Origin of the sequence: Fructobacillus papyriferae (assembly GCF_018437225.1) — a bacterium.
Taxonomy (GTDB): Bacteria; Bacillota; Bacilli; order Lactobacillales; family Lactobacillaceae; genus Fructobacillus; species Fructobacillus papyriferae.
This window is the reverse complement of the sequence record NZ_JAAMFI010000004.1, coordinates 73,399-98,309: the sequence shown is the minus strand read 5'-3', so window position 1 is coordinate 98,309 and position 24,911 is coordinate 73,399. Positions and strand designations below refer to the sequence as shown.

At 46.9% G+C, this 24,911-nt stretch carries 23 protein-coding genes and 5 tRNA genes; 8 read left to right on the top strand and 20 right to left on the bottom strand.

Going from position 1 to position 24,911, the window contains the following annotated elements; translation table 11 throughout:
* Window positions 1-110: 110 nt before the first annotated feature.
* Window positions 111-671 (bottom strand): guanylate kinase, encoded by a 561-nt coding sequence (locus tag G6R27_RS06240; RefSeq protein ID WP_213820210.1) that lies wholly within the window; start codon window positions 669-671, stop codon window positions 111-113.
* A gap of 106 nt (window positions 672-777) precedes the next feature.
* On the opposite strand from G6R27_RS06240, the gene G6R27_RS06235 reads away from it, so the two are divergent.
* Window positions 778-2,181, top strand: a complete 1,404-nt coding sequence (locus G6R27_RS06235; protein WP_213820209.1) for an APC family permease — start codon at window positions 778-780, stop codon at window positions 2,179-2,181.
* Window positions 2,182-2,218: 37 nt separating this feature from the next.
* On the opposite strand, the gene G6R27_RS06230 is transcribed toward G6R27_RS06235, so the two are convergent.
* Window positions 2,219-3,922, bottom strand: coding sequence for a septation ring formation regulator EzrA (locus tag G6R27_RS06230; protein ID WP_213820208.1), 1,704 nt, complete (start codon window positions 3,920-3,922; stop codon window positions 2,219-2,221).
* A 335-nt stretch (window positions 3,923-4,257) separates the two neighbouring features.
* Between G6R27_RS06230 and rpsD the strand changes: the two genes are divergently transcribed.
* The 4 genes from rpsD (at window position 4,258) to G6R27_RS06210 (ending at window position 7,553) form a co-directional block, all read left to right on the top strand.
* The gene (gene rpsD / locus G6R27_RS06225) at window positions 4,258-4,869 is read left to right on the top strand and encodes a 30S ribosomal protein S4 (RefSeq protein ID WP_213820207.1); all 612 of its coding nucleotides are present in this window, start codon (window positions 4,258-4,260) and stop codon (window positions 4,867-4,869) included.
* Window positions 4,870-4,979: 110 nt separating this feature from the next.
* Window positions 4,980-5,348, top strand: coding sequence for a DUF1694 domain-containing protein (locus tag G6R27_RS06220; protein WP_213820206.1), 369 nt, complete (start codon window positions 4,980-4,982; stop codon window positions 5,346-5,348).
* Between the two features lie 65 nt (window positions 5,349-5,413).
* Window positions 5,414-6,709 (top strand): replication-associated recombination protein A, encoded by a 1,296-nt coding sequence (locus G6R27_RS06215; protein ID WP_213820205.1) that lies wholly within the window; start codon window positions 5,414-5,416, stop codon window positions 6,707-6,709.
* Window positions 6,710-7,100: 391 nt separating this feature from the next.
* Window positions 7,101-7,553 carry a universal stress protein gene (locus tag G6R27_RS06210; RefSeq protein ID WP_213820204.1) on the top strand — a complete coding sequence of 151 codons (453 nt, stop codon included), beginning with the start codon at window positions 7,101-7,103 and terminating at the stop codon, window positions 7,551-7,553.
* 96 nt (window positions 7,554-7,649) lie between these two features.
* On the opposite strand, the gene G6R27_RS06205 is transcribed toward G6R27_RS06210, so the two are convergent.
* The 7 genes from G6R27_RS06205 to G6R27_RS06175 form a co-directional block, all read right to left on the bottom strand.
* Window positions 7,650-8,807 carry a D-alanine--D-alanine ligase family protein gene (locus G6R27_RS06205; protein ID WP_213820203.1) on the bottom strand — a complete coding sequence of 386 codons (1,158 nt, stop codon included), beginning with the start codon at window positions 8,805-8,807 and terminating at the stop codon, window positions 7,650-7,652.
* Window positions 8,808-8,846: 39 nt separating this feature from the next.
* Window positions 8,847-9,836 (bottom strand): DUF2785 domain-containing protein, encoded by a 990-nt coding sequence (locus G6R27_RS06200; RefSeq protein WP_213820202.1) that lies wholly within the window; start codon window positions 9,834-9,836, stop codon window positions 8,847-8,849.
* A gap of 9 nt (window positions 9,837-9,845) precedes the next feature.
* A complete protein-coding gene (locus tag G6R27_RS06195) occupies window positions 9,846-11,057 on the bottom strand; it encodes an FtsW/RodA/SpoVE family cell cycle protein (protein WP_213820201.1) in 1,212 nt (403 codons plus the stop codon).
* A 75-nt stretch (window positions 11,058-11,132) separates the two neighbouring features.
* Window positions 11,133-11,342, bottom strand: coding sequence for a DUF2969 family protein (locus G6R27_RS06190; protein WP_213820200.1), 210 nt, complete (start codon window positions 11,340-11,342; stop codon window positions 11,133-11,135).
* Window positions 11,343-11,354: 12 nt separating this feature from the next.
* Entirely contained in the window at window positions 11,355-12,338 is a 984-nt protein-coding gene (gene mreB / locus G6R27_RS06185) for a rod shape-determining protein (protein ID WP_213820199.1), read from the bottom strand.
* A 165-nt stretch (window positions 12,339-12,503) separates the two neighbouring features.
* Window positions 12,504-12,935: a ComF family protein gene (locus tag G6R27_RS06180; protein ID WP_213820198.1), complete on the bottom strand. Its 432-nt coding sequence runs from the start codon at window positions 12,933-12,935 to the stop codon at window positions 12,504-12,506.
* Between the two features lie 266 nt (window positions 12,936-13,201).
* Window positions 13,202-14,506, bottom strand: a complete 1,305-nt coding sequence (locus G6R27_RS06175; RefSeq protein ID WP_213820197.1) for a helicase-related protein — start codon at window positions 14,504-14,506, stop codon at window positions 13,202-13,204.
* Between the two features lie 56 nt (window positions 14,507-14,562).
* Between G6R27_RS06175 and G6R27_RS06170 the strand changes: the two genes are divergently transcribed.
* Window positions 14,563-15,198, top strand: coding sequence for a YigZ family protein (locus G6R27_RS06170; protein ID WP_213820196.1), 636 nt, complete (start codon window positions 14,563-14,565; stop codon window positions 15,196-15,198).
* 19 nt (window positions 15,199-15,217) lie between these two features.
* A tRNA-Arg gene (locus tag G6R27_RS06165) sits at window positions 15,218-15,289 on the top strand.
* Between the two features lie 52 nt (window positions 15,290-15,341).
* On the opposite strand, the gene G6R27_RS06160 is transcribed toward G6R27_RS06165, so the two are convergent.
* From G6R27_RS06160 to G6R27_RS06145, 4 genes are all read right to left on the bottom strand, one after another.
* Window positions 15,342-15,923: a DNA-3-methyladenine glycosylase I gene (locus G6R27_RS06160; RefSeq protein WP_213820195.1), complete on the bottom strand. Its 582-nt coding sequence runs from the start codon at window positions 15,921-15,923 to the stop codon at window positions 15,342-15,344.
* Window positions 15,924-16,016: 93 nt separating this feature from the next.
* Window positions 16,017-17,342 carry a phosphopyruvate hydratase gene (eno, locus tag G6R27_RS06155; RefSeq protein ID WP_213820194.1) on the bottom strand — a complete coding sequence of 442 codons (1,326 nt, stop codon included), beginning with the start codon at window positions 17,340-17,342 and terminating at the stop codon, window positions 16,017-16,019.
* 189 nt (window positions 17,343-17,531) lie between these two features.
* Window positions 17,532-18,308 carry a triose-phosphate isomerase gene (gene tpiA, locus G6R27_RS06150; protein ID WP_213820193.1) on the bottom strand — a complete coding sequence of 259 codons (777 nt, stop codon included), beginning with the start codon at window positions 18,306-18,308 and terminating at the stop codon, window positions 17,532-17,534.
* Entirely contained in the window at window positions 18,305-18,640 is a 336-nt protein-coding gene (locus tag G6R27_RS06145) for a hypothetical protein (protein WP_213820192.1), read from the bottom strand. Before G6R27_RS06145 ends, tpiA begins: the two co-directional genes overlap by 4 nt.
* Before the next feature lie 123 nt (window positions 18,641-18,763).
* Here G6R27_RS06145 and G6R27_RS06140 point away from each other — a divergent pair.
* Window positions 18,764-18,849 (top strand) — tRNA-Leu (locus tag G6R27_RS06140).
* Window positions 18,850-18,951: 102 nt separating this feature from the next.
* Here the strand turns inward: G6R27_RS06140 and G6R27_RS06135 are convergent.
* The 7 genes from G6R27_RS06135 to hslO form a co-directional block, all read right to left on the bottom strand.
* A tRNA-Thr gene (locus G6R27_RS06135) sits at window positions 18,952-19,024 on the bottom strand.
* A 3-nt stretch (window positions 19,025-19,027) separates the two neighbouring features.
* Window positions 19,028-19,100 (bottom strand) — tRNA-Asn (locus G6R27_RS06130).
* Between the two features lie 192 nt (window positions 19,101-19,292).
* Window positions 19,293-20,540: an MFS transporter gene (locus tag G6R27_RS06125; protein ID WP_213820191.1), complete on the bottom strand. Its 1,248-nt coding sequence runs from the start codon at window positions 20,538-20,540 to the stop codon at window positions 19,293-19,295.
* 294 nt (window positions 20,541-20,834) lie between these two features.
* A complete protein-coding gene (locus G6R27_RS06120) occupies window positions 20,835-22,091 on the bottom strand; it encodes an MFS transporter (protein WP_213820190.1) in 1,257 nt (418 codons plus the stop codon).
* Window positions 22,092-22,232: 141 nt separating this feature from the next.
* Window positions 22,233-22,305: transfer RNA gene (locus G6R27_RS06115), tRNA-Asn, on the bottom strand.
* A gap of 66 nt (window positions 22,306-22,371) precedes the next feature.
* A complete protein-coding gene (gene lysS, locus G6R27_RS06110) occupies window positions 22,372-23,856 on the bottom strand; it encodes a lysine--tRNA ligase (protein ID WP_213820189.1) in 1,485 nt (494 codons plus the stop codon).
* Window positions 23,857-23,958: 102 nt separating this feature from the next.
* Window positions 23,959-24,891 (bottom strand): Hsp33 family molecular chaperone HslO, encoded by a 933-nt coding sequence (hslO, locus tag G6R27_RS06105; protein WP_213820188.1) that lies wholly within the window; start codon window positions 24,889-24,891, stop codon window positions 23,959-23,961.
* Window positions 24,892-24,911 lie beyond the last annotated feature (20 nt).

Genomic DNA, 24,911 nt, shown 5'->3' with positions numbered 1-24,911 from the left:
CTCGCAAGTTGACTTGCTTAGCGCCGCCCCTCGTAAGGAACAATAATTAGTATACGGTCTTTGTTGCTTCAGGTCAATGCTTTTTTTGCAAAAAATAATTAAGAAAGTCTTTAGTCGTTTTGCTCCTTTGACAACTGGGCGTCAATTGCTTGTTTCGTTTTTTCCCAGTCATCATTTTTAATCACCAGCGCCTTATTTTCGAAAGCTTTTGGTAAGGCCAAGTCCCGTTTGAATTCTGCTGAGGATAAGCGCTGAACAATCGCTTTTTCATCATCCCCCCGGGCAATCAAACGCGAACGAAGCTCGGCCACGTTTGAAACGGTAACATACCAAAGCCAAGCTTGCTCCCCCAACCTTTCTTCATAAGTTTGCCCTCCCTTGGTATCCAATACAATGGAAACAAAGGGGGCTTTTTCAAAGCCCCGTTTCAATCCTTCAATCGACGAACCGTAACGATGGCCACCGTAATTGACCGATTCCAAGAAATGTTTGGTTTCAAAAGAGGCCTTACTTTCAAAATAGTAATCCACCCCATCCGTTTCCCCAATCCGCTTTGCGCGCGTAGTATGGGTGATGACCTGCGGGATCCCCCACTTTTCTTCTATATAGGAAGCAACCGAACTTTTTCCCGCTCCTGCTGGCCCCATCAAAACAATCACTCGATTTTTCATGAACGTCTTCTCCTTCAGCTGGGCCCATTTTACCATTAAAAGAATCGACAAGCTATTTTGAACCTGCTACAATAAGACGTAATATTAGAAAAAAGTGAGAAACACGATGGACATATTAAAACGCGCTTTCCAAAAAGAGTCGATCTCCGGCTACTTAGAAAAAGATGGCCAAATGGCTCGCGTGCTCTCCACTAAAGACCTGATTGGTCTTGGTGTCGGCACCGTCATTGGTTCTGGTATCTTTATTTTACCAGGACACGAGGCCGCTAATCATGCAGGCCCAGCAGTTGCGATTTCTTTTTTGCTGGCCGCCCTCTTCTCTGGCATTTGCGGCATGGCCTTTGCTGAATTTTCATCCGCCATGCCAGTTGCTGGTTCAGCTTATTCTTATGGCTCTGTCATTTATGGCGAAATCATCGGTTGGCTTTTGGGTTGGTCTTTGATTTTAGAGTACTTTTTGGCTGTTTCGGCCATTGCAACCGGCTTTTCCGCCTACCTCAATTCCTTACTTCAACAAATGGGGCTTGGTTTGCCAACCATGTTACAAGCCGGCCCAGGGCAAGGCGGTATCGTAAACTTATTGGCCGTTTTGGTCATTTTAGTGGCCACGTTTATTTTGTTTGCCGGACTGTCACAGTCCAAAAAAGTCGAGAACGCCGGGGTCGTCTTGAAGATTGCCATTATTTTACTTTTTGTCATCGGCGGTCTTTTCTTCATTAAACCAGCTAATTATGCCGACTTCTATCCAAAACAATTCCAAACGGGCTTCCTTGGTCTTGGTGGTATCACCGCGGCCACTGCCTCCATCATCTTCTCCTTTTTAGGATTTGACACCATTGCCGCACACGCAGCGGAAGTTAAAAATCCAACCAAGACGATGTCTCGTGGCATTCTTGGAACCGTGGTCATTTCGTCAACACTTTACACACTCTTTGCCATTGTGTTGACCGGTATCGTTAATTACAAACAACTTGGCGTTGATGATCCTGCCGCTTTTGCCTTGCAAACGATCAAACAAACGCAATTCTCCGTTGTCATCACGATTGGTGCCTTAATTGGGATGTTTACTGCTATTTTGGCCTTGATTTTCGCCTCCTCCCGTTTGGCCTACTCCTTTGGCCGTGACGGCCTGATGCCAAAAGCACTTGGTCACGTCAACGCTGCCCACCTGCCCAAAAACGCCATTATTTTAGCGGTTCTTGTCGAGGCCTTCTTGGCCGGTTTTGTGCCGTTATCCACCCTAACCAACTTAATTAACATTGGTACTTTGACCGCTTTCATGTTTATTAGTTTTGGTGTTTTGATCTTACGCAAACGTAAAGACTTGTCACACAACGGATTCAAAATGCCTCTTTTCCCAGTACTACCTGCCTTAACGGCCTTACTTTCATTATTCTTGATCGCTTGTCTACCAATGATTACCTTACATCTATACGCCGTATGGGTGATTCTCGGGTTACTCTGGTACTTCTTTTACGGCATCAAACATTCCACTATTCAATCCAAATAAAAAAAGACGCCTGGCTTAGGCGTCTTTTTTTATTAGTTTATAACGTTACCGGATCTTGGTTTGCCACTAAGCGAGCATAAGCCTCGGGCTCTGCTTCATTTAAGATTGGCTTGATAAGCTCAATAACACCGGCAAAGTCAAAGTCTTGATCATACATCGTTTGTGCTTCTTGCAAACTTTGCTTCATTTGGCTGCTATTGGCCGCATATCGAGAAGCATACTGCAGGAGTGTAACCGCCAAGTCCGCCTGAATGGCAACCGTCTTGGCCTCCTCCTTCACCGTATCCAGATCAGAGGCGACAATGTTCAACTGTCGTTGCACACCATCTAAATCAACAAGGGATGCGTTCACCCCCTCGTTCAACCGCGTCATTTCGTCAGACAAGGCAAAAAAATGATCTAAGAAGTCCTTTGGCAAGCCGGGGAGATCGCGACGTTCCAGAGACCGTTTGAGATCCTTTAACTGAGCAACGGCATCGGCAGCATGCTTTTTGGCCGATTGCAATGCCGGTTGAAAAGCCTCAATTTGCTTGTACAAAGCGACTTGCTTTGTATCCAATTCTTTAAAACGCGTCAGCCACTTTTCCTGTTCTTGGCAAGCTTCTGAATAAAGCAACTCTTTTTCAGACAAGGCCGTCGCCACTTCCTGTTGGTTAGCGACCATGTCTTCGATATCATCTGCCGCTTCTTGTTGGACTTTTTCCTCATCGTGTGTCAACTGGAAACGACTCTTCAGATACGCCAACTCAATCATTAAGGAGTGGTTTTGTTCCGAAATTCGTTCAAAGGCTTGCTTCACCAAATCCGTTTGCTTGAAGTAACGGTTATATGCTGCGTATTCCTTTTCTAACAATTCGTAGAGGGCTTGAATTTGCTGATTAATTTGTTGCTCTAATTCTGTCGCCTCTTTGATTTTCAAATGACTTAACGCGCTCAATGCCGCCAAACGATCATCATCAATTTGGGCTAAGTTTTCCTGCACCGCTGCTTGATCAAAAATCACACCGCGTGTCTCCAGTGCTGCCTTGCCATCCACAATTTCTTGAACCTGTTCGACAAACTTCACATTTAATGTCTGAAAAATCATTGGAATCGACTGAAGGTAGCTGGTCAGCTGGCCAGCTTCCATCCCGAGTGCTTCAAAAGCTTCTGAGGCTTCGACCGCCTTTTCTTCATGTTGCAGGGCAAGATATTCTTGATAATTTTTTTCACTTTGCTTCACAAAATCAGCCAACGCAGCCGTGGCAGGACCAAAAGATTCAGGCTCGTTTTCGATTCGAAGCAAAATCTGTTCGTGTTCGTCGTGTAATTGGCGAATAGCCGCGTGATGCCGATCGTTTTGTTGGTACAAATTGTCCAAGCCATCCTTGATGCTTGCCTGCACTTGGGCCGCTTCCTTTGTCAACGAAAGTAAGCGCCGCAAAGCATTTTTGGTTCCCCAGACATTCAAGCCAGCCGTTTTTGATTCAGCTTGCGCCCGTTCTTGGTCCATTTTGGCAAAAAGGGTCTTCGTCAAATAAGAATATTGCCCTTGAATTGCTTCATATTCCCGAAGTGCTTGACCAGACAACGAAATCTTTTTAGCCGCTTGAATCTGCTGATCCACTTTTTCATTTAAGAGTGCGCGCTTAGCCAATTCGAAGTCCGCTACTTGACCGGCCGCTTTACGCTGCTCCAAGATCGCCCAAGCCACCGCTACAAAGGCCAGCAGTACGAGAATGATTAAGATGATAATCCACATAGTTTTGCCCTCAACTCTTCTTATTATGCTAATTTCCACTTTACACCACTTCCTAAACAATCCCCTCGATCCGTCGACTTTTTAGACTTTTCTTAACTTTTCCTTCAACGTTCCGCCAGGCATTGAAGCTTTCAGCTTCGTTTGCCTTTTTGGTACATTCTTGCTATACTAATTGAAGTTGTATTGGTAGCAGTCTGCAAAGAAGCGCGTCAACAACGTCCCAACTCGTTAGTAAGAACTGAGCTACGGTTTCTGAGAAACGAATCAATCGACGTTGCACGCATCTGGTGCAGGCCCTCAAATGTACAGCAAAATACATTTTGGAGGACATTTATATGTCACGTTATACTGGACCAAAGTGGCGCGTTTCACGTCGCTTGGGTGTTTCATTGTCAGGAACTGGTAAGGAATTGGCACGTCGTGCCTACGCCCCTGGTGACCACGGACAAGGTCGTCGCGGTAAGATTTCTGAATATGGTACGCAATTGAAGGAAAAGCAGAAGTTGCGTTTCACTTATGGTTTGACGGAACGTCAATTCCACGGTTTGTTCAACAAGGCTGGTAAGATCCGTCAAGGTACGCACGGTACCAACTTCATGATCTTGCTTGAACGTCGTTTGGACTCATTGGTTTACCGCTTAGGTTTGGCAACGACGCGCCAACAAGCACGTCAGTTGGTTAACCACGGCCACATCTTGGTTGACAACAAGCGCGTTGATATCCCTTCATACGAAGTGGTCCCTGGCCAAGTGATCTCGGTTCGTGAAAAGTCAAAGAACATTGTGCCTATCCAAATCGCTGTTGAATCAGTGGTTTCACGTCCACAATTCGTTGAATTCGACGCTGAAAAGTTGGAAGGTAAGCTTGTTCGTTTGCCAGAACGCGAAGAACTCGATGCCGACATCAACGAAGCATTGATCGTCGAATACTACAACCGTTTGGGATAATTTCTTATACCAATTGGTTCTTAAAAAAAGCCCCCGCATCAGCGGAGGCTTTTTTGTATCCCCTACTCTTTTTCCGTATAATGGAAAGAGAAGAAATAAGGAGGGCTAACATGGACGTCAATGACCGCCTGGAACAAAATCAAAACGGGTCCGGACCGAACTTAAAACCAGATGAAAAACGTCGTTACCTTGGTACTTTTCGGGAGCGAGTGGTTCTGGCCATCAAAGTATCCCAAGTCGGTAGTGAGCGGAGCAAAGTCGTTTTGTCAGAGAAGCTCAGGGCTTATCCGAACGCCACTTTGCTAATTGACCAAGATTTGGCTGGCGACGCCTACATGGATTACTTAAAGCTGGTTATCCAGGCGGGCAACGCCTACTCGCTTTTATCCAATCACGACGTGTCGAAGCAGACTGATGATCCCTACGCCTTTGTCTTAGCAGAAAAGAAGGCCATTGATCTGGACAACATTGAAATTTAGACAAACCATCCGGCTGGCTTCAAGCTAGCCTTTCTTTTATCAAAAACGTCAGAAAGGAAATGCCCATGTCTGGACAAAAACCACTCGCTTTTCGGATGCGCCCCAAGCGAATTGAAGACATTGTCGGTCAAAAAGACCTCGTTGGTCAAAATAAAATCATCTGGCGCATGGTGGCGGCTAAACGGCTTTCCTCGATGATCCTTTATGGACCACCTGGAACTGGAAAAACCTCGATTGCTTCCGCCATTGCCGGGTCGACCAATTTTGCTTTTCGAGCGCTGAACGCTGCTACGGACTCCCAAAAGGATTTGCAAGCGGTGGCCGAGGAGGCCAAAATGTCTGGCACGGTCGTTTTGCTGCTGGACGAAATTCATCGATTAAACAAGGTCAAGCAGGATTTCTTGCTGCCACATTTGGAATCTGGGGCTATCATTTTGATTGGTGCCACAACGGAAAATCCTTATCTCAACGTCACGCCAGCCATCCGCTCGCGTACGCAGATTTTTCAGGTCCATCCACTAACGACAAACGATATCAAAAAAGCCATTGACCGTGCCTTGGCTGACAAAGAAAACGGTCTGGGCAACTATCCAGTCGAGATCACCGCTGAGGCCAAGAACCACCTGGCCCAAGCCACCAACGGAGACCTCCGTTCGGCATTGAATTCGCTTGAATTAGCCGTTTTATCGACTAAAGAAAACGCCGAGGGGCGAATCAAGATCAACCTAGAAGTGGTCGAAGAAACTTCGCAGAAGCAAGCTTTGGTGGCGGACAAAGACGGCGATGCCCATTACGATGTGATTTCCGCCTTGCAAAAGTCGATTCGTGGCTCTGACGTGGATGCTGCCCTACACTACACCGCGCGTTTGATTGCAGCTGGCGACCTACCGATTTTGGTTCGCCGTCTGACGGTGATTGCCTATGAAGACATCGGTCTAGCAAACCCAAACGCCGCCTTTCGTGCCGTTACAGCAATCCAAACGGCGGAAAAACTCGGCCTACCCGAAGCCCGTATTCCTTTGGCCAATGCGGTTATCGAATTAGCGCTTGCGCCAAAATCTAACGCAGCTTACAAAGCCATGGACGCAGCCCTGGCGCAAGCCAGCCGATCGAAGGCACAAAGCATTCCTGCGCATTTGAAGGACGCGCACTACGCCGGCGCGGCTAAACTAGGTCACGGCAATGACTACATCTACCCCCACGACTTTGAAAATGACTGGGTGGCCCAGCAATATTTGCCAGATGCCCTTCAAAACGATCATTACTTTGAACCAAAAGGCAATTCGGCCTATGAAAAACAACTAAAAGAGGTCAACGAAAACTTGAAAAAAAACCAGCAAAAAGGGTTGCGCGACAAGTAATCGGTTGGTTTATTTGCTAGCGAGTCTTTTCATCGAATGCTGACTTTCTTTTCAATATTCCCACTTTCTTCATGTCAAGACTGTTATTTTATTGATTTTTTTCCTATACTATAAACGAATACTTCGGTATACGCGTTGCCGCAATACCAGCTTTTTCCTTACAACCTTTTAATTGGACGGGAATGCCAGTCCGTCAACCAAGCCTTCTCATTTGGTAGGTTGACTTAAGGCTGAACCGCCCACCTCGATAACTTCGAGGAAAATCTGAGCGGCGATTAACGGTGCCAAGGAAGTATCGTAGGCTTGCCCTACGAGTCCACCTTTAGGTGGGCTTTTTTTATTGCCATTTACCATCGGCTTGCTCTATACTTAAGAAAAAGGAGGATGGGTCATGTCAGCATTCTATCAAAAGATTCTTGTTCCAATGGATGGTTCTGATGAATCAAAAGCCGCTTTAGAGCGGGCCATCTCACTGTCACAATCACAAGGAGCGGACCAAAAAAGTGCGCTTGTTTTAGCTAACGTCATTGATACACGGGCCATTCACAACATTTCAGCTTTTGACAACAGCATGGTCGATACGGTCACGGAAGATGCTCGTAAGATGTTGGAAAAGTACCAACAACAAGCAAAGGACGCTTCAGTCGAAACGGTGGATTATCGCATTGATTACGGATCGCCTAAGGCTTTGCTGGCACACGATATCCCACAAGAGATCGGCGCCGATTTGATCATCATCGGCGCAACTGGCTTGAATGCAGTCGAACGTTTCGTTGTCGGCTCAGTCACTTCCTATGTCACCCGTGTTAGCAAAGTCGATGTTTTAGTTGTCCGCGACAAATAAGCCGAATCACCGAAAAAAGACTGATAAGCAGCCACTAACCGGCAGATTAACAAACAAAAACACAAAAAAAGCAGACCATCTGGTCTGCTTTTTTGCTTACTGTTGATTGCCATCTTCACCGTTGAAAGTGCCGACTTTTTCTTCACCCAATGATTCAAATGAATAAGAAATCTGCTTCGACTGACGATAAGCGTCAAAGCCATACTGGACAAGCATGTCGGCCAATTTGGCGTTGTCAATATCCGAGTAATCCCAAAGACGCTTGAACAAGGACATGTTTGTAAAGCCTGGCAACGTGTTTGGTTCACCCAGGTAAGGAACGTTATCTTCATCAATCAAAAAGTCCATGCGGGCTTCACCTGATAGATTCAAGGCCCGATAGGCTTTCTTCGCCATTTCCTTAATTTCTGCAGTCACTGGATCGGGTAATTTGGCCGGAATTTCAAAGGCCACTTCAGAGTTGTCAACAAACTTTGAGCGGTAGTCGTACCAGCCCTTTCCATCACCACCCTGGTCGGGCACCTGGTGAGCCCCAATTTCTGAAACAAGGACCTTGTCGTTTCCAATCACGCCGACTTCTAATTCACGCGGTCCGTTTACCGCCGCTTCCACTAAGACCTTGCGGTCGTATTGGAAGGAATCCTTTAAGGCAGCCTCGAATTCTTCTTCGTTTTCCGCACGAGAAATACCAACAGAAGAACCCTGATTAGCAGCCTTAACAAAAACAACTGAACCAAGCTTTCCTTCAACTTCGGCCCAAGTTAATGGCTGCTCATCTCCTGCATACGTCACCAGATACTCGGTATTTCGAATATGATTCTGTGTCAAAATTTCTTTGGTCAACACCTTGTCAAAAGACACCGCGTGACCACGCAGGGCTGCGCCGACATATGGCTTATCCAATAAACGGAAGAGCCCTTGCAAGGTTCCATCTTCGCCCAAGTTTCCGTGAACGACCGGGAAAAAGATGTCAATTTTTGGTAATTTTTCAAGCGCTTTAATCGGTGACAAAAGGCCTTCGTCGGCCAATTCCTTCATATATGAATCAACCAAGGGCTGTTCGTCTGCTTGCATCATGATCTTCATGGAGCGCTCAGCATCCAAGAAATAACCGTTTTGCGCAATGGCTACAACAGACAAGTCGTACTTGCCAGTTTCTTCTAAGGCCTTGTAGTAGTTATAAGCTGATCGCTTCGACACATCGTGTTCGGAAGAATTTCCACCAAAAAGTAAGACAACGTGTTGCTTTGACATATTCGTTTCCTTTTCTAAAAACCGACTGAACGGTTTGGGTTATGATAAATAGTTTTTTGTACTTTGCGCATACTGCCAAATTTCTTCAGGCGAAGCGTCTGGACCATAGGCCAAGATTTGCTGAAAAAAATCGACCCGGTTATAAAGCATTTGCCAACTTGCCCGACTTTGAGTAAAGGGCTCATTGACTAAGTCCTGCCGCCAAAGTTTCAACGATAAAAGCAAGTAATCCGCATAGAGTTCATGCCGCTTCGTTAAATTCAAAATTGTGCCAACCAACCGGCCCTGTTCGCCCATCGTCAATGGCGTATCAATAAGACGCAAATTGGTCATCAAACAACCAAGTAAATAAAGTTTATCGGCTCTTTTCAAGCCCTTTTGGTCAAAGAGCAGACCAAGTGCGTTAGCCAAGTGGGTATAGATGTGGACCCAACCATGATCGGCCAGGTAACCTCGCGTGTCTTTTTCAAGCAGCAAATACATTCCCAGCTGACCTACGAGGGCTTCTAAAAGTTCGGAAGTAATAAAGGGTTTTTCGGCCACTAAATTCTCATTCAAGAGAATGGCTAAAATGGCGACACAATATGATCGATAGAAGGCCCCATCGTTTTCTTCTTCCAAAAGATGGGCAAAAAGCCGATTGTCTGCGATCACCTCTGCTGTTAACCAGCCTAATTGTTGGCTATTTAGATGACCGTTTTGGATGGCATTACCAAGAAAGAAGAAAGCCCCCGTATCCCGCACCGATTCCTTTGGCGACGAAAGCAAATTAACAAAGCGTCTTAAGTCCTCATCATTGATATAAGCCGAGACACCGTCGTCTTGATTGGACCAAAGATTTTGGTAATCAACCATCTGTCTCATTAACTCATCTTCTGACAAAATCGGACTTACCGGAGTTGCTTTTTCGTAATGCAGCTCATCGCGAATCGCTTTCAATAGGTCCGGCAAGGATTCAAAAAGCTCGCCTGCTCGTAATTGTTTTAATAAGATGGCTTGCTTTTCAGCCACCATGGTTAACTGATCCATGAATTTCCCCTAGAGTGAGAAGTCATTTGATTCATTAAAAGTACGACTCTGTTGCTGATAGGACATGGACATAATCAACCCAACCCCAATCATGTTTGACAGCAAAGAGGAGCCACCTTGGGAGATGAATGGCAAAGGAATTCCTGTTAAAGGCAACAACCCAATGTTCATGCCGACGTTTTCAAAGACGTGGAAGAGCACCATCACAACAACACCGGTCGCGATGTAGGCGTAAAAGGAATTGCGTGCTTTAAAGGTCGCCTTGATCATCAGATACAACAAAAGGAAGTAGACGGCAATTAGGAAAGCGCCTCCAACAAAGCCGAAAGATTCCCCCATCACCGAAAAAATCATATCCGATTCACGAACAGGAACGAAAACGCGCATGTTGCCAAAGCCAGAACCAAAGAGTTGACCCGAACCGATGGCCTTTAAATTCTGATAAGTCTGATATCCCGTGTCAGATGTATCTTGGCCTGGGTGAAGCCAAGCATCAATTCGTGCAAATTGATAGGCTTGAAAACCAAAGAAACCAAGAATCGTCCGACCAATGGCAGACGTCACCAAGAAGAGCATGGTCGCACCAAAAGTCCCGGCAGCAATCAATGCCGGTCCTAAGATACGCCAGGTAATACCTGAAACGATGGTGATCCCACCAAGCATGGCGATGAAAACCAAGAGTGTTCCCAAATCATTTTGTAAGGCAATCAAAAGGGCAACCGGCAAGAAAACGCCGACCATCTTGCCAATTAAGCGCCAATCAGATTCAACCGTGTGTTCCGGGTAAAGCCGGTTGTGATTGGCCACGACCTTTGACAGCATCAAAATAAAGGCCGGCTTGACGATTTCTGATGGTTGAAGGGAAATCGGACCAAATGCAATCCAAGATTTGGCACCAGCCGAAGCAGCCAAAGCACGGTTATAGAAAAAGAGAACGCCAATCAACAGCAAGATCCCTAATCCATAAGCCACGGGCGCCAAACGCCAGAGCTGGAAAGCATCGAAGCGCATGATAAAAGCAATCATGAACGCACCGACCACCCAATAGAGGAGTTGCATCACCACTGCTCGAACGGGCGAGGCGTCCTTTCCACCATTCAAAATGGCAAAATAAAGTGAGTAAAGGCCGATTAACATCAGCAAGATCAAAACCAGGATCATTCCCCAGTCCAACTCTGAAGCAGATGTTCGATTCGATTGATGAGCACCGATACGTTGCATCGTTTTCTCCCTAATAAAATGATGAGTCTTTATGTACAAAAACCCCTTGCCGAAGCAAAGGATTCTTTTTCAAACTTAATAGTAAAGGTTATAAGCAGACAAAAGCGCCTGCAAGGCTTCGTCTTCTGATTGAGCAGAGGCAATCACAACTTGCTTACCCAAGGTTCCGACAAAGGCGCCCTGGTTCTTTTCAATTTGGCCGATTTCACGTTCTTCCACCGAAACCTTCACCAATTCGCCATCCTTTTTCAGCGAGACAGCAAAGCTCTGATTTTTCTTTGACATCAAAAAAACTCCTTAGTCCTTAGCCATCATGTGTTCGAGCAATGCACCCGTTCCTTTGGCCACGTTGTCCAATGGGGAATCGGCAATGAAGACAGGCACTGAAAGGCGATCTGCCAAAAACTTATCAATGCCCTCAAGCAAAGCACCACCACCGGTCAACATAATTCCACGATCGATAATGTCTGCGGCCAATTCGGGCGGCAACTTTGACAAAGCCAAGTGGGCAGCATCGGCAATCTGTGCCAAGGTTTCATGCAAGGCGGATTCGATTTCATTGGCGTTGACCGTAATGGTCTGTGGCATTCCTTGGAAGTTATCACGTCCTCGGACGGCCATCGTCTTTGGATTCTCGGAAGGCAAAGCGGACCCAATTTCAATCTTGATCGTTTCCGCTGAACGCTCACCAACGACCAAGTTATGTTCGCGCTTCAAATAGTTCACAATATCAATATTCATACGATCGCCGGCAACACGGATCGATTCAGATACCACAATATCACCAAGTGACAAAATCGCGATATCAGACGTTCCACCACCCATATCAATCACCATTGAGCCAACTGGCTTGAAAATATCCAAGCCGGCACCAATGGCGGCTACCTTTGGTTCATAGTCCAAGTAAACTTTGGCACCACCGGCCTTTTCAGCCGCCTGAATGATCGCCTTACGCTCAATTTCAGAAATGTTGGTTGGCGCACAGATCATGATATTTGGCTTTGACATGAAGCCCTTGACGTTTAGCTTGTTAACAAAGTAAGTCAACATCGCTTCCGTAATGTCAAAGTCAGAAATGACTCCATCCTTCAAAGGACGAACGGCCCGAATATTCCCAGGCGTACGCCCAACCATTCGGTAGGCTTCGGCCCCGACTGCCAACACGCGGTCCGTCTTGTCATCAACAGCGACAACGGATGGTTCGTTCAAAACCACCCCTTCGCCTTCAACATAGATCAACACATTGGCCGTTCCTAAATCAATTCCAATATCTCTTGCCATGGTTCATTTACTCCAAAATTTAGCTTACTTGAGGAAAGTCGAATGGCTTCCCTAAAATCCTTTCAATTATACCATATTTAACCATGAGAAAGGCAGGATTCAAGTAATCAGACCGTTTTTTAAAAAGCCTTAACGAATTTAACAGACGGTAACGGGCCACTATCATTACCGCGCTAAACTTTGACTAACCACATGAACTGCCCCGGCTTCCAGTAATAACGCACTCGCGTGGTGCAGCGTTCGTCCTGTCGTATAAACATCATCGATTATTAAAAGCCGCTTTCCTTTGACTACTTTTAACGCATCCGGTTCGAGCTCAAAGGGTTGGGAACTTTCCATCCGTTCCTTTCGACTCTTAGACGACTGATCCCTTTTGGGCTGCTTTTTTAATCGCAAAGGCCGACACGACGGGACCTGTATTGGAATAAAGGGCGCCACTTGATTGAAGCCCCGCTGCGCTAACCGCTCGGAGCTGATCGGAATGGCGATCACATAGTCTAGTTTTTCTGCTTTCATTCGTTTGATGACCCGTTCACGCATCGCCTGTTGAAAAAGAAGACGCAATCGATAATCACCAAGAAACTTGTAGCGGCTCATATACTTCTTCATCGGTTCGTTGTATCGAAACAAAGCACGGTGTGACAACGGACGAAGGCCCATCTTCTGCCAGCGCTTGCAATCGGAACAGAGCGTTTTAACTGAACCTCTTTGATCCCGACCACAATCCGGACAGCACACCGAACCGATTCGTTGAAAGCCGCTTTGGCAGGATTGACACACCAGTTTTTCCGCTGGTAAATGGCCGGTTAACAGGCTGATCATTGATAAAGAGTCTGGGCACGTACGTTCACAAAGTAGACAATTCATGACTGCTTCTCCTCAGCTTTTCGATTGAGCATCCGGATTTCTTTTTGGGCCGCTCGAATGCTTCTTGCTGGCCCTGCAGCAATGGCTAGAACTTGTCCAACTGGATCTTCTGCTGAACGACCCACACGCCCCGCCATCTGCACTAAAGTTTCTTTTGAAAAAGTTGGGTCATCTGCTCCCAAAATGACCACCTGAAGGCCAGAAACGGTCACCCCTCGTTCCAAAATGGTGGTTGTCACCAAATAGTCAAACTGCCCTGCCCGCATCTGTTGAACCTTATCCAGCCGCTGGGGATCATTGGCGTGAACAGTCGTGCCCGCTTCAAAACCGAGCGCTTGCACGTAGGAAAGCACTGGCAGCAAATATCTTACTCTTGGAACAAAGAGGAAGAAGGGTTTGCCAGCTTCACGAAAAGCAGCAAGTGTTTTCTTTAGAACCTTTGACGCTCTTTTTTCCCAATGACGATCGTAAAGGCAGGTGATCTCAGGAAGCGGGTGGCCATGGTAGCGTGCCGCCCGTTCCAATAAACGAAGCTGGCCATGGTGCACCGCACGCAACAATTTTTTGGAGGGCGTTGCGGTCATCAACAGTCGGCGGCCGTCTTTTTTTAATGACCGCTCGACCGCCCGTTCCAATAAGCTATTTTTTCGAAAAGGAAAGGCATCGACCTCGTCAATCAAAAGCAGATCAAAAGCCCGATAAAAACGCAGAAGTTGGTGAGTCGTTGCTAGAACCAACTGTGTATATCGATAAGGCGCTGTCTGCTCGCCATACAAGACCTGCATGCTAACGTCAAAGGCTTTTTCTATACGCGGTGCCAACTCCATCAAGACATCCACCCTAGGTGAGACAAGGCCGACACGCTGTTTTGAAGACAAGGCCCAATCAATCAAACAAAAAAGCATCTCCGTTTTGCCTGCACCCGTCACGGCAACGAGGAGTTGATCGTGTCCATCTCTCGCATTTTGTATCATTTCCTCACTTAAAATCGCCTGTTCCTCGGTCAGTTCGCCCGTCCAAATCATCTTCCCCCTTTTTTCAAAAGCATTGGGTTCTGGCAGTGTGACCAAAACATCACGCGTCGAAACACGGCCTAAAGCTAAACAGTCTAAACAGTAACTTTGCCCTTGGGGAAGTGGCGCCCGGTCAGTTCCGCCACAGCGGGTACAGTGCCCTTTTGTGAGCGGCTTTAGCAACTGAATGCCCTTTGGCAAATCCGCCGCTCTTCCACCATCCTCGAGCCATCCCCTGGGCCAAGTAAGTAAACGCCCATATAGTTCCTTTTTAGCCACGCACCCCATGCATCACACCTCCAATTGTCTTCTCCAACATTTTTCTTCATGTTATAATACGAGTCATGGACCACTTTTACTTATTAAAACCCCAGGAGGGACACTGGGAACAAACCATCAAAAAGTCTGACTTTCTCATTTATCTAGCCCGCGTCGAAAGCGAAGAGGAAGCCCAAAAAAAGATTGAGCAAGTAAACAAAAAGCATTACAAAGCCACACACAACGTTTTTGCCTATGTGATTGGCGATAACGACGAGATCAAGCGCTACACGGATGATGGCGAGCCTTCTGGCACGGCCGGCGTCCCAATGCTAGAGGTTTTACAAAAGCAGGGCGTCCACAACGTTTTAGCCGTGGTCACCCGTTACTTTGGTGGTATTAAGCTTGGGGCTGGGGGGCTGATTCGTGCCTATGCTGGCACGACAGCACAAGGATTAGATGCGCTTGGCCTGGTCGAACGATTGAACCGAGCAGTGCTCGAGTTGACGGTTGACTACTCGAACAATGACGAGTTGACATACTGGCTCAAACAAGAAGATTATCCACTCATCGACACAACCTTTGACACCGCGGTTCACCATCAAGTAGCTGTCGACCCAAAAACGGTGAAAGCTTTTGAAGAATCCTTGACGAACCGCTTTGCAGGCCGGATTCGCTTTGAAAAAGTCGCCGAAACCTACTTGGAAATTCCTAAAAATTAGGTTATAATAACATAGTTCCGCGCGGTTGGTGTAATGGATAGCACGCAAGATTCCGGTTCTTGCAATCCGGGTTCGACTCCCGGATCGCGCATTCTAAACGATGTGACATAACCAAAAAAGACGAGCAGCAATGCTCGTCTTTTTTACTGTTCTTTTGTCACAAGATCATGCCAGTCACAATCCTGGTTGTGCCCATTGTGAATACCAACCGCTTGCAGGAGCGATTCAACCACAACCGGCCCTGTAAAAGAAAAGCCCAGCGCCTTTAAGTCCTTAGCCACTGCCTTGGATAATCTTGTTGCAGCTGGCAGCTTTTCTTCAGCCTCAGGACCAATGTCAATCATCAGACCATCGGTAAAATGCCAAAGCCAATCAATTAGTGTCTCGCCACGCTTATGCCACTCTTCTAAAATTTTGGCATTTGAAATCACCGCTTCGATCTTGCGTCGGTTGCGAATAATTCGTGGATCGCGCATCAAACGTTCCACGTCAAAAACTTTCATTCCGGCTACTTTTTCAACATCGAAATCAAAAAAATCTTCCTTTAATGCCCCCCGTTTTTTCAAAACGGTCTGCCAAGATAAACCAGACTGAAAAATTTCCAGTACCAGATACTCAAAGGCTTTCTGCTCATCATAAACTGGTCGGCTATATTCCTGATCGTGGTACTCAACCAACTCTTGGCTGAGAAAACCACTCGTGACCCAACGACAACGTGTTAGCATCTGACATCTCCTTTGCTCATTGTTTTACCCCTTTTATGATATTACGAAAGCAAATAAAAAAACGCTCCAAATGGAGCGTTTTTCTAAAGCCAATTACTTTGCTTGGATTGCTTCACGAGCTTGTGCTGACAAGTTGTAGAATGAGTGAACACCCTTGTACTTGGCAGTGTCGCCGAGCAATTCTTCGATACGGATCAATTGGTTGTACTTGGCGATACGGTCAGTACGAGACATTGAACCAGTCTTGATTTGGCCGGCGTTAGTAGCCACAACCAAGTCAGAGATTGTCGTGTCTTCCGTTTCACCAGAACGGTGTGAAACGATTGCCGTGTAACCAGCTTCCTTAGCCATTTCGATGGCTTCCATCGTTTCCGTCATCGTACCGATTTGGTTAACCTTGATCAAGATTGAGTTAGCGGCACCCATACGGATTCCCTTAGCCAAGTATTCCGTGTTCGTAACGAAGAAGTCGTCACCAACCAATTGAACCTTCTTGCCAAGTTCTGACGTAATTGCAGCCCAGTCATCCCAGTTGTTTTCATCGATAGGATCTTCGATTGAGATGATTGGGTAACGGTCTGCCAAGTCTTCCAAGTACTTGATGAAGTCAGGCGTTGCGAATTCTTCCTTCGTTGACCAACGCAAAACGTACTTTTCCTTGTCGGCGTCCCACAATTCAGATGAAGCCACATCAACCGCGATGGCAATGTCCTTACCTGGCTTGTAGCCGGCCCCTTCGATGGCCTTGATCAAGTACTGCAATGGTTCTTCGTTGTTAGCGAAATCAGGGGCAAAGCCACCTTCATCACCAACTGAAGTTGCCTTACCGTCAGCAGCCAACAACTTCTTCAATTCGTGGAAAGTTTCTGAACCGTAACGGATCGCTTCCTTGATTGAAGGAGCACCAACAGGCATGATCATGAATTCTTGGAAATCAACCTTGTTGTCTGAGTGAGCACCACCGTTGATGACGTTCATCATTGGCGTTGGCATCACGTATGAGTTCATCCCACCGATGTATGAGAACAATGGCATTCCCAATTCATCAGCAGCGGCACGAGCAGCGGCAATTGAGACAGCCAGGATCGCGTTGGCGCCCAACTTTCCCTTGTTCTTCGTTCCGTCCAAGTCGATCATGGCTTGGTCAATGGCACGTTGGTCCGTTACGTCGAACTTTCCAACCAAGGCCTTGGCAATTGGACCGTTAACGTTGGCAACGGCCTTCGTCGTTCCCTTGCCACCAAAACGGTTCTTGTCACCGTCACGCAATTCAACGGCTTCGTGTTCACCAGTTGAGGCACCAGATGGGACGATACCACGTCCAAAGCCACCAACTTCGGTGATTACTTCGGCTTCAACCGTAGGGTTTCCACGGGAATCCAGAACTTCACGTGCGATAATATCTGAAATCAAAGACATTTAGCTGTTCTCCTTTTGTCTGTGGGTTATTGTTTCAATAATTCCAATTAAAGTATACCACCCTTATATGGCAAATTGAACACTAATCTAGAAGAGTCGGCCATTAATTTTAGTTGCTGAAAAATAAAAAAAGTCAGCTGGTTAACACCAGCTGACTGATAACAGCGACATTTGACAGCTGTTTAACTTTTAGTATGTGGCCTGTGCCAAATCAACTAATTTCAAGAATTGGTCGGGATCCAGCGCGGCCTTTCCAACGAGAATCCCGTCAATATCTTCTTGTGATAAGAAATCAGAGGCATTTGTGGTCGTGACCGAACCACCATACAAAATCCGCGTGTTATCCGCTAAATCGCGACTGTAGAGATTGGCCAAGCTTTGACGAATCAACGCCGCTGACTTTTCTGCTTGTTCGGCCGAAGCCGCTTCACCCGATCCGATTGCCCAGGTGGGTTCATAAGCAATGGCTACGTGCTTCATATCCGTTTCAGAAAGGCCTTTCAACGCCAAGGCCAGTTGTTTCAAAACAACACTTTCCTTTTTGACATTCGCGTAAGCCGAAAGGTCTTCGTCCAAATCAACGATGGGCTTCAAGCCATTCTTTAAGGCCGCCTTGGTCTTCTCGTTCACGCGTTCGTCTGTTTCGTTAAACAGTTTGCGCCGCTCAAAGTGCCCGATCAAGACATAGGAAACACCAAGCATGGCTAAAGCCTTAGGAGAGGTCTCTCCTGTGTAAGCCCCTTCATCCGTCCAATGGGCGTTTTCAGCAGCCACCATCAAGCGGCTATCCGCCACCTGACGAACCATGTCTGCCAAATAAAGATCTTGGGCAGCAATTGCGACGTCCGCCTTGGTGTCTTTTTCGATTTCTGGTAGAACCTTTTCCAAATAAGGATGCACCTCATTTGGGGCCATATTCATCTTCCAGTTGGCCAAGACCAGTGGTCTTCGCAATCCTTTACTCATCGATCATCACCTCGGCCCATGACAAAGATGAAGGCTGCCTCGATCAACAACAACCATGGTAGATTACTGTTGCGTTCGCCAACCAAAACCAACAGCGCATAGGTCACAACTAAGACAGCAAGGCCCATCCCGATCCTAAGAAGGCGACGTTTGAAACCAGAACGTGAAACCATTTCGGTCAGGTGTTGGTTTTCAACTTCTAATTCAGTGACATCGAGCTTTAAGGACTCAATTTGATCTAAGAGTTGGTCGTTTTCTTCCTTCAGAAAATCGATACGATCTTGCTCTTGTTTTTTTTGCTGGTCTTGCTTCGACCATTTAAATAACTTCATCGGCATTTCTCCAATCTGGTACTAGTTTATCAGAGATTTGCTTTTCCAGACGAAAAGAATCGTAATTTTTTTGTTTGACTTGACAAAATCCGCAAAGCCCTGTAAACTTTTAAAAGTTAAGTTGCGGATGTGGCGGAATTGGCAGACGCGCAGGATTAAGGATCCTGTGTCCGCTTTAGGACGTGCGGGTTCGACTCCCGCCATCCGCATGATCAATATAAAAAGCAGACCTTCGGGTCTGCTTTTTTTGTTGGCCATTTTGCGTTAAAAGCGACAAAAAAAGCGCCCCACCAAAGTGAGACGCTGCAAGATGCCGACGAAAGGATTCGAACCTTCGACCCCAGGTTTACGATACCCGTGCTCTACCAACTGAGCTACATCGGCATACTCCGAATGTCGGGCTCGAACCGACGACAACACGATTAACAGTCGTGTGCTCTACCAACTGAGCTAATTCGGAATAATGTCTTTGCTGTATCAAAACAACTATTTAATTATGCCATCTGCTATCCTGACTGTCAACGCTTTTCTGAAAAAAACTTGATGAATTTTTTAACTGCTTATAACGGTTCAAAACTGCGGCTTCGTTTTCGAGCAGCCGCCCTTAAGGACAAATAAAAAAAGCCGCCTAACAGGCGACTTGTTAGAATAATTAGAATTGAATATCCTTGCGACGCAAAGCCGGAATGGTCAGCATAACAACCAAGGAGAACAAGTAAGCGGCCGTAAAGAACATCATCACGTGGCTCAAAGAGAAATTATCCATTAACCAACCAACGATGGCTGGAAAGAAACCACCCAAGACTTTACCGCCAGATGAGACAACCGAATTGGCCGTTACCCGGGAATCGGCAGGGTACAGGCGTGAAACGACAACGCCAAAGCCACCGTACATTCCGTTTGAGAAGAAACCAACGATCATCATGATGAAAAGCAATGACCAGGCACTTTGAGCGAAAAGCAAAAGGTAAACCGAAATTGCCGCCAAGGCCAAGAAACCACCAAAGGCAATCCGTGGGCCAAAGTTATCCAAGAAGCTTCCAAAGAGATACATTCCCAAAGACATTCCAACAATCGTGGCAATCATCCAATAAGAAGAGCCAGAAATCGAAAGGCCAAGGTGCTTTTGCATAATCTTAGGCAGCCAGTTCATCAACCCATAGTAGCCACCAATCTGGACCATCATCATCAACACTAACGCCGTCGTTTGGTAAGCCAGAGCAGGCGTTTTGAACACTTCTTTCAAGGGCGCCTTTTGCTCTTGCTTTTCGCGCTTTTCCTTGACTGCTTCAAATTCCGCTGAGTCCTTCAAATGACGTCTTACAAAGAAAGCAAAAATGATCGGCAACAAACCAAACAAGAAGAGCGCGTTCCAGCCCCAACGAGGCAAGATCAAGGCAGCGGCCACCGTGGCCAAGATGGTGCCCACTTGACCACCAATGTGGGCAAGTGAGGTCAACTTCCCAATCTTCTTACCCGCAAAGTTTTCTGCAATCAACGTCACCCCAGCCCCGTATTCAGCGGCCGTTCCAACACCGGCAATAAACTTCAAAAGGTAAATTTCGTAGATGTTGTTAGCAAAGTAAAGGGCCGCTGTCGCAAAGGCCACGATGAAAATCGTCCAATTGAAGACGCGGACACGACCAACCTTATCAGCCAGGATACCAAAGATCATCCCACCCAGAAGCGTACCAAACATCGAGATCGTGGTGATCAAGCCACCTGCCGTGTTGGAAATCCCAAGTGAAGCCACAATCGATGACATGGCCAATGGCAAAAGCATGGCATCCATGTGTTCCAAACCGAACCCGGCAGTCGTCGAGAGCATGGTCATCTTTTGGTTATGCGTGAAATCGCGATAACGCAGATGATCAGCACCCTGCTGTTTTTCTTCAGACATGATTTATTTTTTCCTTTCAAAACCGACGCTCTCGGGCGTCAATTATTTCGTCAAAACATAGATTTGGTTCTATAACCACTCGATACTATACCGAAATTCAAGACACAACGCAAGCCATTTTCACAAAGTGACTGGCTACCTTCCTTACCATGAACCCTGAATTCAAGAGCGCTTGTATGAGTACTGCCAGCGATTTGATCGAATAAAGAAAATTCAGTCATTGACTCACTTTCTTAACTTTGTGAAAGAAAAGCAAACTAAAAAGACCACACGAAGTGGTCTTTTTTCATAATATTAGAACTGCACATCCTTACGATGGAAGGCAGGAATCGTTAGCATGATTATTAATGAGAAAAGGTAGATGCAAGTGAAGAAGAGCATCACGTGGCTCAACGTGTATTGATCCATCAGCCAGCCGATAATTGCTGGGAAGAAACCACCAAGCAGCTTACCAACTGATGAAACAACTGAGTTCGCCGTTACGCGGGCATGGGTCGGGTAAAGTCGTGACACAACCACACCATAGCCCCCATACATGCCGTTTGAGAAGAAACCAACGACCATCATAATGGCAAGCAGCGACCAGGCGCTCTTGGCCACCAACAGCAAGTAAACCGTAACAGCGGCCAAGGCTAAGAACGTTCCAAAGGCTAAACGAGGCCCGAAGTTGTCCAAGACGTAGCCAAAGCAATACATCCCAAGTGACATGCCGACAATCGTGACAATCATCCAAAGAGAAGAACCCGAAATGGACAAGTGCAATTGCTTTTGCATGATCTTAGGCAACCAATTCATCAAACCATAGTAGCCACCGGTTTGAACCATCATCATCAAAATCAAAGCAATCGTCTGATAAGCCAGAGCAGGCGTCTTGAAAACTTCTAAGATCGGTGACTTTTCCTTCAGCGTCTCTTTTTCAACGTGACGCTTCGCCTTAGTCGCGGTGAATTCATCGGATTCCTTTACGTGCCGACGCACCACAAAGGCAAAGAAAACAGGGACTAAGCCGACCAAGAAGAGTGCGTTCCAACCGAAGAGTGGAATGATAATCGCAGAGGCGATTGCGGCCAAGATCGCGCCGACCTGGCCACCAATTTGACTAAGCGACGTCAGCTTTCCGATCTTCTTGCCCGCAAAGTTCTCGGCAATTAACGTGACCCCCGCACCATACTCTGCACCAGTTCCAACCCCCGCGATAAAGCGGAAAGTATAGACAAGCCAGATATTGTGGGCAAAGTAAATCGCCCCCGTTGCAAAGGCCACGATGAACAAGGTCCAGGTAAAGACACGAACTCGCCCGATGCGATCAGCCAAAATCCCAAAGACCAGTCCACCAATTAACGTGCCAAACATGGAGAAGGTCGAAATCAACCCTCCCGCAAAGTTGGAAATCCCAAGCGACTGAATGATCGAGGTCATAGCAAAGGAAATGAAGAGCGCATCCATGTGCTCCAAACCAAATCCTGCCGTCGTCGACCAGAGTGTTAGCTTCTGGTTCTTTGAAAAATCGCGGTAGCGCAGATGTTGCGCCGGTGCTTTTTTTGCATCCATATTCAATTCCTTTCAAAATCGACGCTCACGGGCGTCAGTTATTTTGTTAAACAGAATCCAATGATTCCGTCTCATGGAAATATACACCTTTTTGCTTCAGATGGCAAATAAAAAAGAACCACCTTAAGGCGACTCAGAAAACTCCGAATGTCGGGCTCGAACCGACGACAACACGATTAACAGTCGTGTGCTCTACCAACTGAGCTAATTCGGAATAATTCGTGCTTAACTAACTCAATCAGTATACAAAGAAAAGTTAAGCACGTCAATGGTTACTTGCTTATGGACGCATCGTTGGGAACAAGATGGCATCACGAATCGTCGTTGTGTCCGTCAAGAGCATGACCAACCGATCGATTCCGATTCCAAGACCACCGGTAGGTGGCATTCCATACTCCAAGGCTTCGATGAAGTCTTCGTCGATGGCTTCAGCCTCGTCGTTTCCGTTTTCCCGTTCTGCCATTTGGGCTTCAAAGCGGGCCCGTTGATCGATCGGATCGTTTAATTCGGAAAAGGCGTTTCCATATTCAGATCCCATGATAAAGATCTCAAAGCGGTCCGTAAAGCGTGGGTCTTCAGCATTTTTCTTGGCCAAAGGCGACACTTCGACGGGGTGTCCGTAAACGATCGTTGGTTGTTCCAACGTATCCTCTACGAATTCATCGAAGAAGGCGTTAATAATGTGGCCAACACCCCAGAACTTTTCGTACTTCACGCCCTTGTCGTCGGCCAGCTTTTGCGCTTCTTCGACCGACATGTCAGGCCAAAAATCAACACCGGCCTTTTCTTTAATCAAGTCGACCATGTGCTTGCGGGCAAACGGCTTGTTCAAATCGATTTGAACCCCTTGGTAGGTAATTTGCAAATCATCAGAGACAACAGCCGCAGCGGCTTTGAAAATGCCTTCTGCTTGGTCCATCACGTCTTTGAAGTCCCAATAGGCCGCATAGGATTCCATCGTCGTGAATTCCGGATTGTGCTTCGCATCCATTCCTTCATTACGGAAGATGCGACCAATCTCATAGACGCGTTCCATCCCACCAACGATCAAGCGCTTCAAATAAAGCTCCGTGGCGATTCGCATGTACATGTCAATGTTTAAGGCGTTGTGGTGTGTGATGAAGGGCTTAGCCGCCGCTCCACCAGCCTGTGTTTGTAAGATTGGCGTTTCAACTTCCATGAACTGGTGCTGGTCCATGTAAGCACGAACAGCCGAAATGATTTGAGAGCGCTGTTGGAAGCGAACCAGTGAGTCGTTGTTGGCAATCAAATCCAAGTAGCGCTTCCGGTACTTCGTTTCAACGTCTGAGATACCGTGGTACTTATCAGGCATTGGGCGCAGGGCTTTTGACAAGTGAGTCAAGTGGCTGACCAAGATCGTCAGCTCACCGGCTTCGGTCTTCATCATCTGGCCTTCGATACCCAAAAAATCACCAAGGTCCGAACGCTTGATGATCGGATAGTTGTCGCCCAAGTCGTCACGACGGGCATAGATTTGAATTTGACCAGAGCGGTCGCGGATGTCTGCAAAGATCACCTTACCAGCGCCACGCTTTGCCACCATTCGGCCAGCGATGACCACTTTTTTAGGTTCTGCTGCCAATTCTTCTTCAGACTTGCCATCGAACTTTTCGTGGAGGTCTGCTGCCAACGAATCGCGATCGAAACGGTGGCCAAACGGATCGATATGGAGATCATCTTCTAACGCCTGCATCTTTTGGCGGCGGGCGCGCATCTGATCATTGAGGGCTTTTTCTTCAGCCATGAATCATTACCTTCCTGTCGGCGATTTACTCGCATTTATCTACTAAACAGTATAGCAAATGCTAGACCATTTAAAAAGTCGGCCGAAGCCGACTTTTTGTTCTTATTTTTCGTCAGACGAATCGTCTGCCTGCTTGTCTTCTTCCGCCTCACGTTTCAAGACACCTTGTAAAATAATGTCTAATTCATGAGCCGTAAACTGATGCTTTTTACCAGAGAACTTGCCGCGCACTTCAGCGCCGCCATCTTCGTCGATCATCGCTTGGATTTCAGAGGATGGCAAGGTAGCCAATTGCTTGGCATAGGCTTCCTTATCCGGCTCGGCTGCTAAACCAATGGTCATAGCCTGTAATTCGTGGTAGTTCTTGTCACCTAAGACCGCATCCAAAATGGCCAAAGGGCCCTTCTTGTTGCCAAGCAAGGTGGAAAGAGCTGGCATTTTTTGCAACTTGTTGTTCAATTCGACCAGTTGCTCATCCGTGGCACCAGGCAGAGCTTGAATGAGGAAGCCGCCGGCTGCTTTCACCGTATCATCTGGATTCATCGTTACCCCAACACCAACGACAGAAGGAATCTGTTCCGAATGGGTCAAGTAATAAGTGAAATCATCGCCGATTTCACCAGAAACCATGATCGACTGGCCGATGTAAGGATTGGAATAGGGGGCGAACTTGGTCACTTGAAAGGAGCCGTTGTTCCCCACAGCACCAGCTACGTTCAGCTGGTTGTCGTCGTTAACAATTGGCTCAATGTTCGGGTTGGATACATAACCGCGGACAGCGCCGTGCGTGTCAGCCTCTGTCACGATTTGACCAATCGGTCCACGGCCGGACATCTTAACGTTTAACCGTTCTTCGCCTTTCAAAGCGGCTTGGGCAAGAATCTCGGTAGCCAAAAGGGCGCGTCCTAAGACAACGCTTGCTAGTCGCGAGGTTTCATGAGCTTCTGCTGCTTCTTGAACCAATGTTGTGCCATCCACGGCAAAGGCCCGGAAAGCTTCATCTTTTGTTATGACCTTGATTAATTGATCTGCCATTGTTTTCTCCTTTCATGAAA

Bases quoted from the DNA above. Each gene is read 5' to 3' on its own strand.
- G6R27_RS06215 (WP_213820205.1), top strand. From the start codon at position 5,414: ATGTCTGGACAAAAACCACTCGCTTTTCGGATGCGCCCCAAGCGAATT.
- lysS (WP_213820189.1), bottom strand. From the start codon at position 23,856: ATGGCTGAAGAAAAAGCCCTCAATGATCAGATGCGCGCCCGCCGCCAA.
- eno (WP_213820194.1), bottom strand. From the start codon at position 17,342: ATGTCTTTGATTTCAGATATTATCGCACGTGAAGTTCTGGATTCCCGT.
- G6R27_RS06210 (WP_213820204.1), top strand. From the start codon at position 7,101: ATGTCAGCATTCTATCAAAAGATTCTTGTTCCAATGGATGGTTCTGAT.
- G6R27_RS06240 (WP_213820210.1), bottom strand. From the start codon at position 671: ATGAAAAATCGAGTGATTGTTTTGATGGGGCCAGCAGGAGCGGGAAAA.
- G6R27_RS06145 (WP_213820192.1), bottom strand. From the start codon at position 18,640: ATGAAGTTATTTAAATGGTCGAAGCAAGACCAGCAAAAAAAACAAGAG.
- G6R27_RS06160 (WP_213820195.1), bottom strand. From the start codon at position 15,923: ATGCTAACACGTTGTCGTTGGGTCACGAGTGGTTTTCTCAGCCAAGAG.
- G6R27_RS06200 (WP_213820202.1), bottom strand. From the start codon at position 9,836: ATGGATCAGTTAACCATGGTGGCTGAAAAGCAAGCCATCTTATTAAAA.
- G6R27_RS06235 (WP_213820209.1), top strand. From the start codon at position 778: ATGGACATATTAAAACGCGCTTTCCAAAAAGAGTCGATCTCCGGCTAC.
- G6R27_RS06170 (WP_213820196.1), top strand. From the start codon at position 14,563: ATGGACCACTTTTACTTATTAAAACCCCAGGAGGGACACTGGGAACAA.
- G6R27_RS06220 (WP_213820206.1), top strand. From the start codon at position 4,980: ATGGACGTCAATGACCGCCTGGAACAAAATCAAAACGGGTCCGGACCG.
- G6R27_RS06180 (WP_213820198.1), bottom strand. From the start codon at position 12,935: ATGAGCCGCTACAAGTTTCTTGGTGATTATCGATTGCGTCTTCTTTTT.
- G6R27_RS06175 (WP_213820197.1), bottom strand. From the start codon at position 14,506: ATGGGGTGCGTGGCTAAAAAGGAACTATATGGGCGTTTACTTACTTGG.
- G6R27_RS06230 (WP_213820208.1), bottom strand. From the start codon at position 3,922: ATGTGGATTATCATCTTAATCATTCTCGTACTGCTGGCCTTTGTAGCG.
- G6R27_RS06195 (WP_213820201.1), bottom strand. From the start codon at position 11,057: ATGCAACGTATCGGTGCTCATCAATCGAATCGAACATCTGCTTCAGAG.
- tpiA (WP_213820193.1), bottom strand. From the start codon at position 18,308: ATGAGTAAAGGATTGCGAAGACCACTGGTCTTGGCCAACTGGAAGATG.
- G6R27_RS06125 (WP_213820191.1), bottom strand. From the start codon at position 20,540: ATGTCTGAAGAAAAACAGCAGGGTGCTGATCATCTGCGTTATCGCGAT.
- G6R27_RS06120 (WP_213820190.1), bottom strand. From the start codon at position 22,091: ATGGATGCAAAAAAAGCACCGGCGCAACATCTGCGCTACCGCGATTTT.
- rpsD (WP_213820207.1), top strand. From the start codon at position 4,258: ATGTCACGTTATACTGGACCAAAGTGGCGCGTTTCACGTCGCTTGGGT.
- mreB (WP_213820199.1), bottom strand. From the start codon at position 12,338: ATGGCAAGAGATATTGGAATTGATTTAGGAACGGCCAATGTGTTGATC.
- G6R27_RS06190 (WP_213820200.1), bottom strand. From the start codon at position 11,342: ATGTCAAAGAAAAATCAGAGCTTTGCTGTCTCGCTGAAAAAGGATGGC.
- hslO (WP_213820188.1), bottom strand. From the start codon at position 24,891: ATGGCAGATCAATTAATCAAGGTCATAACAAAAGATGAAGCTTTCCGG.
- G6R27_RS06205 (WP_213820203.1), bottom strand. From the start codon at position 8,807: ATGTCAAAGCAACACGTTGTCTTACTTTTTGGTGGAAATTCTTCCGAA.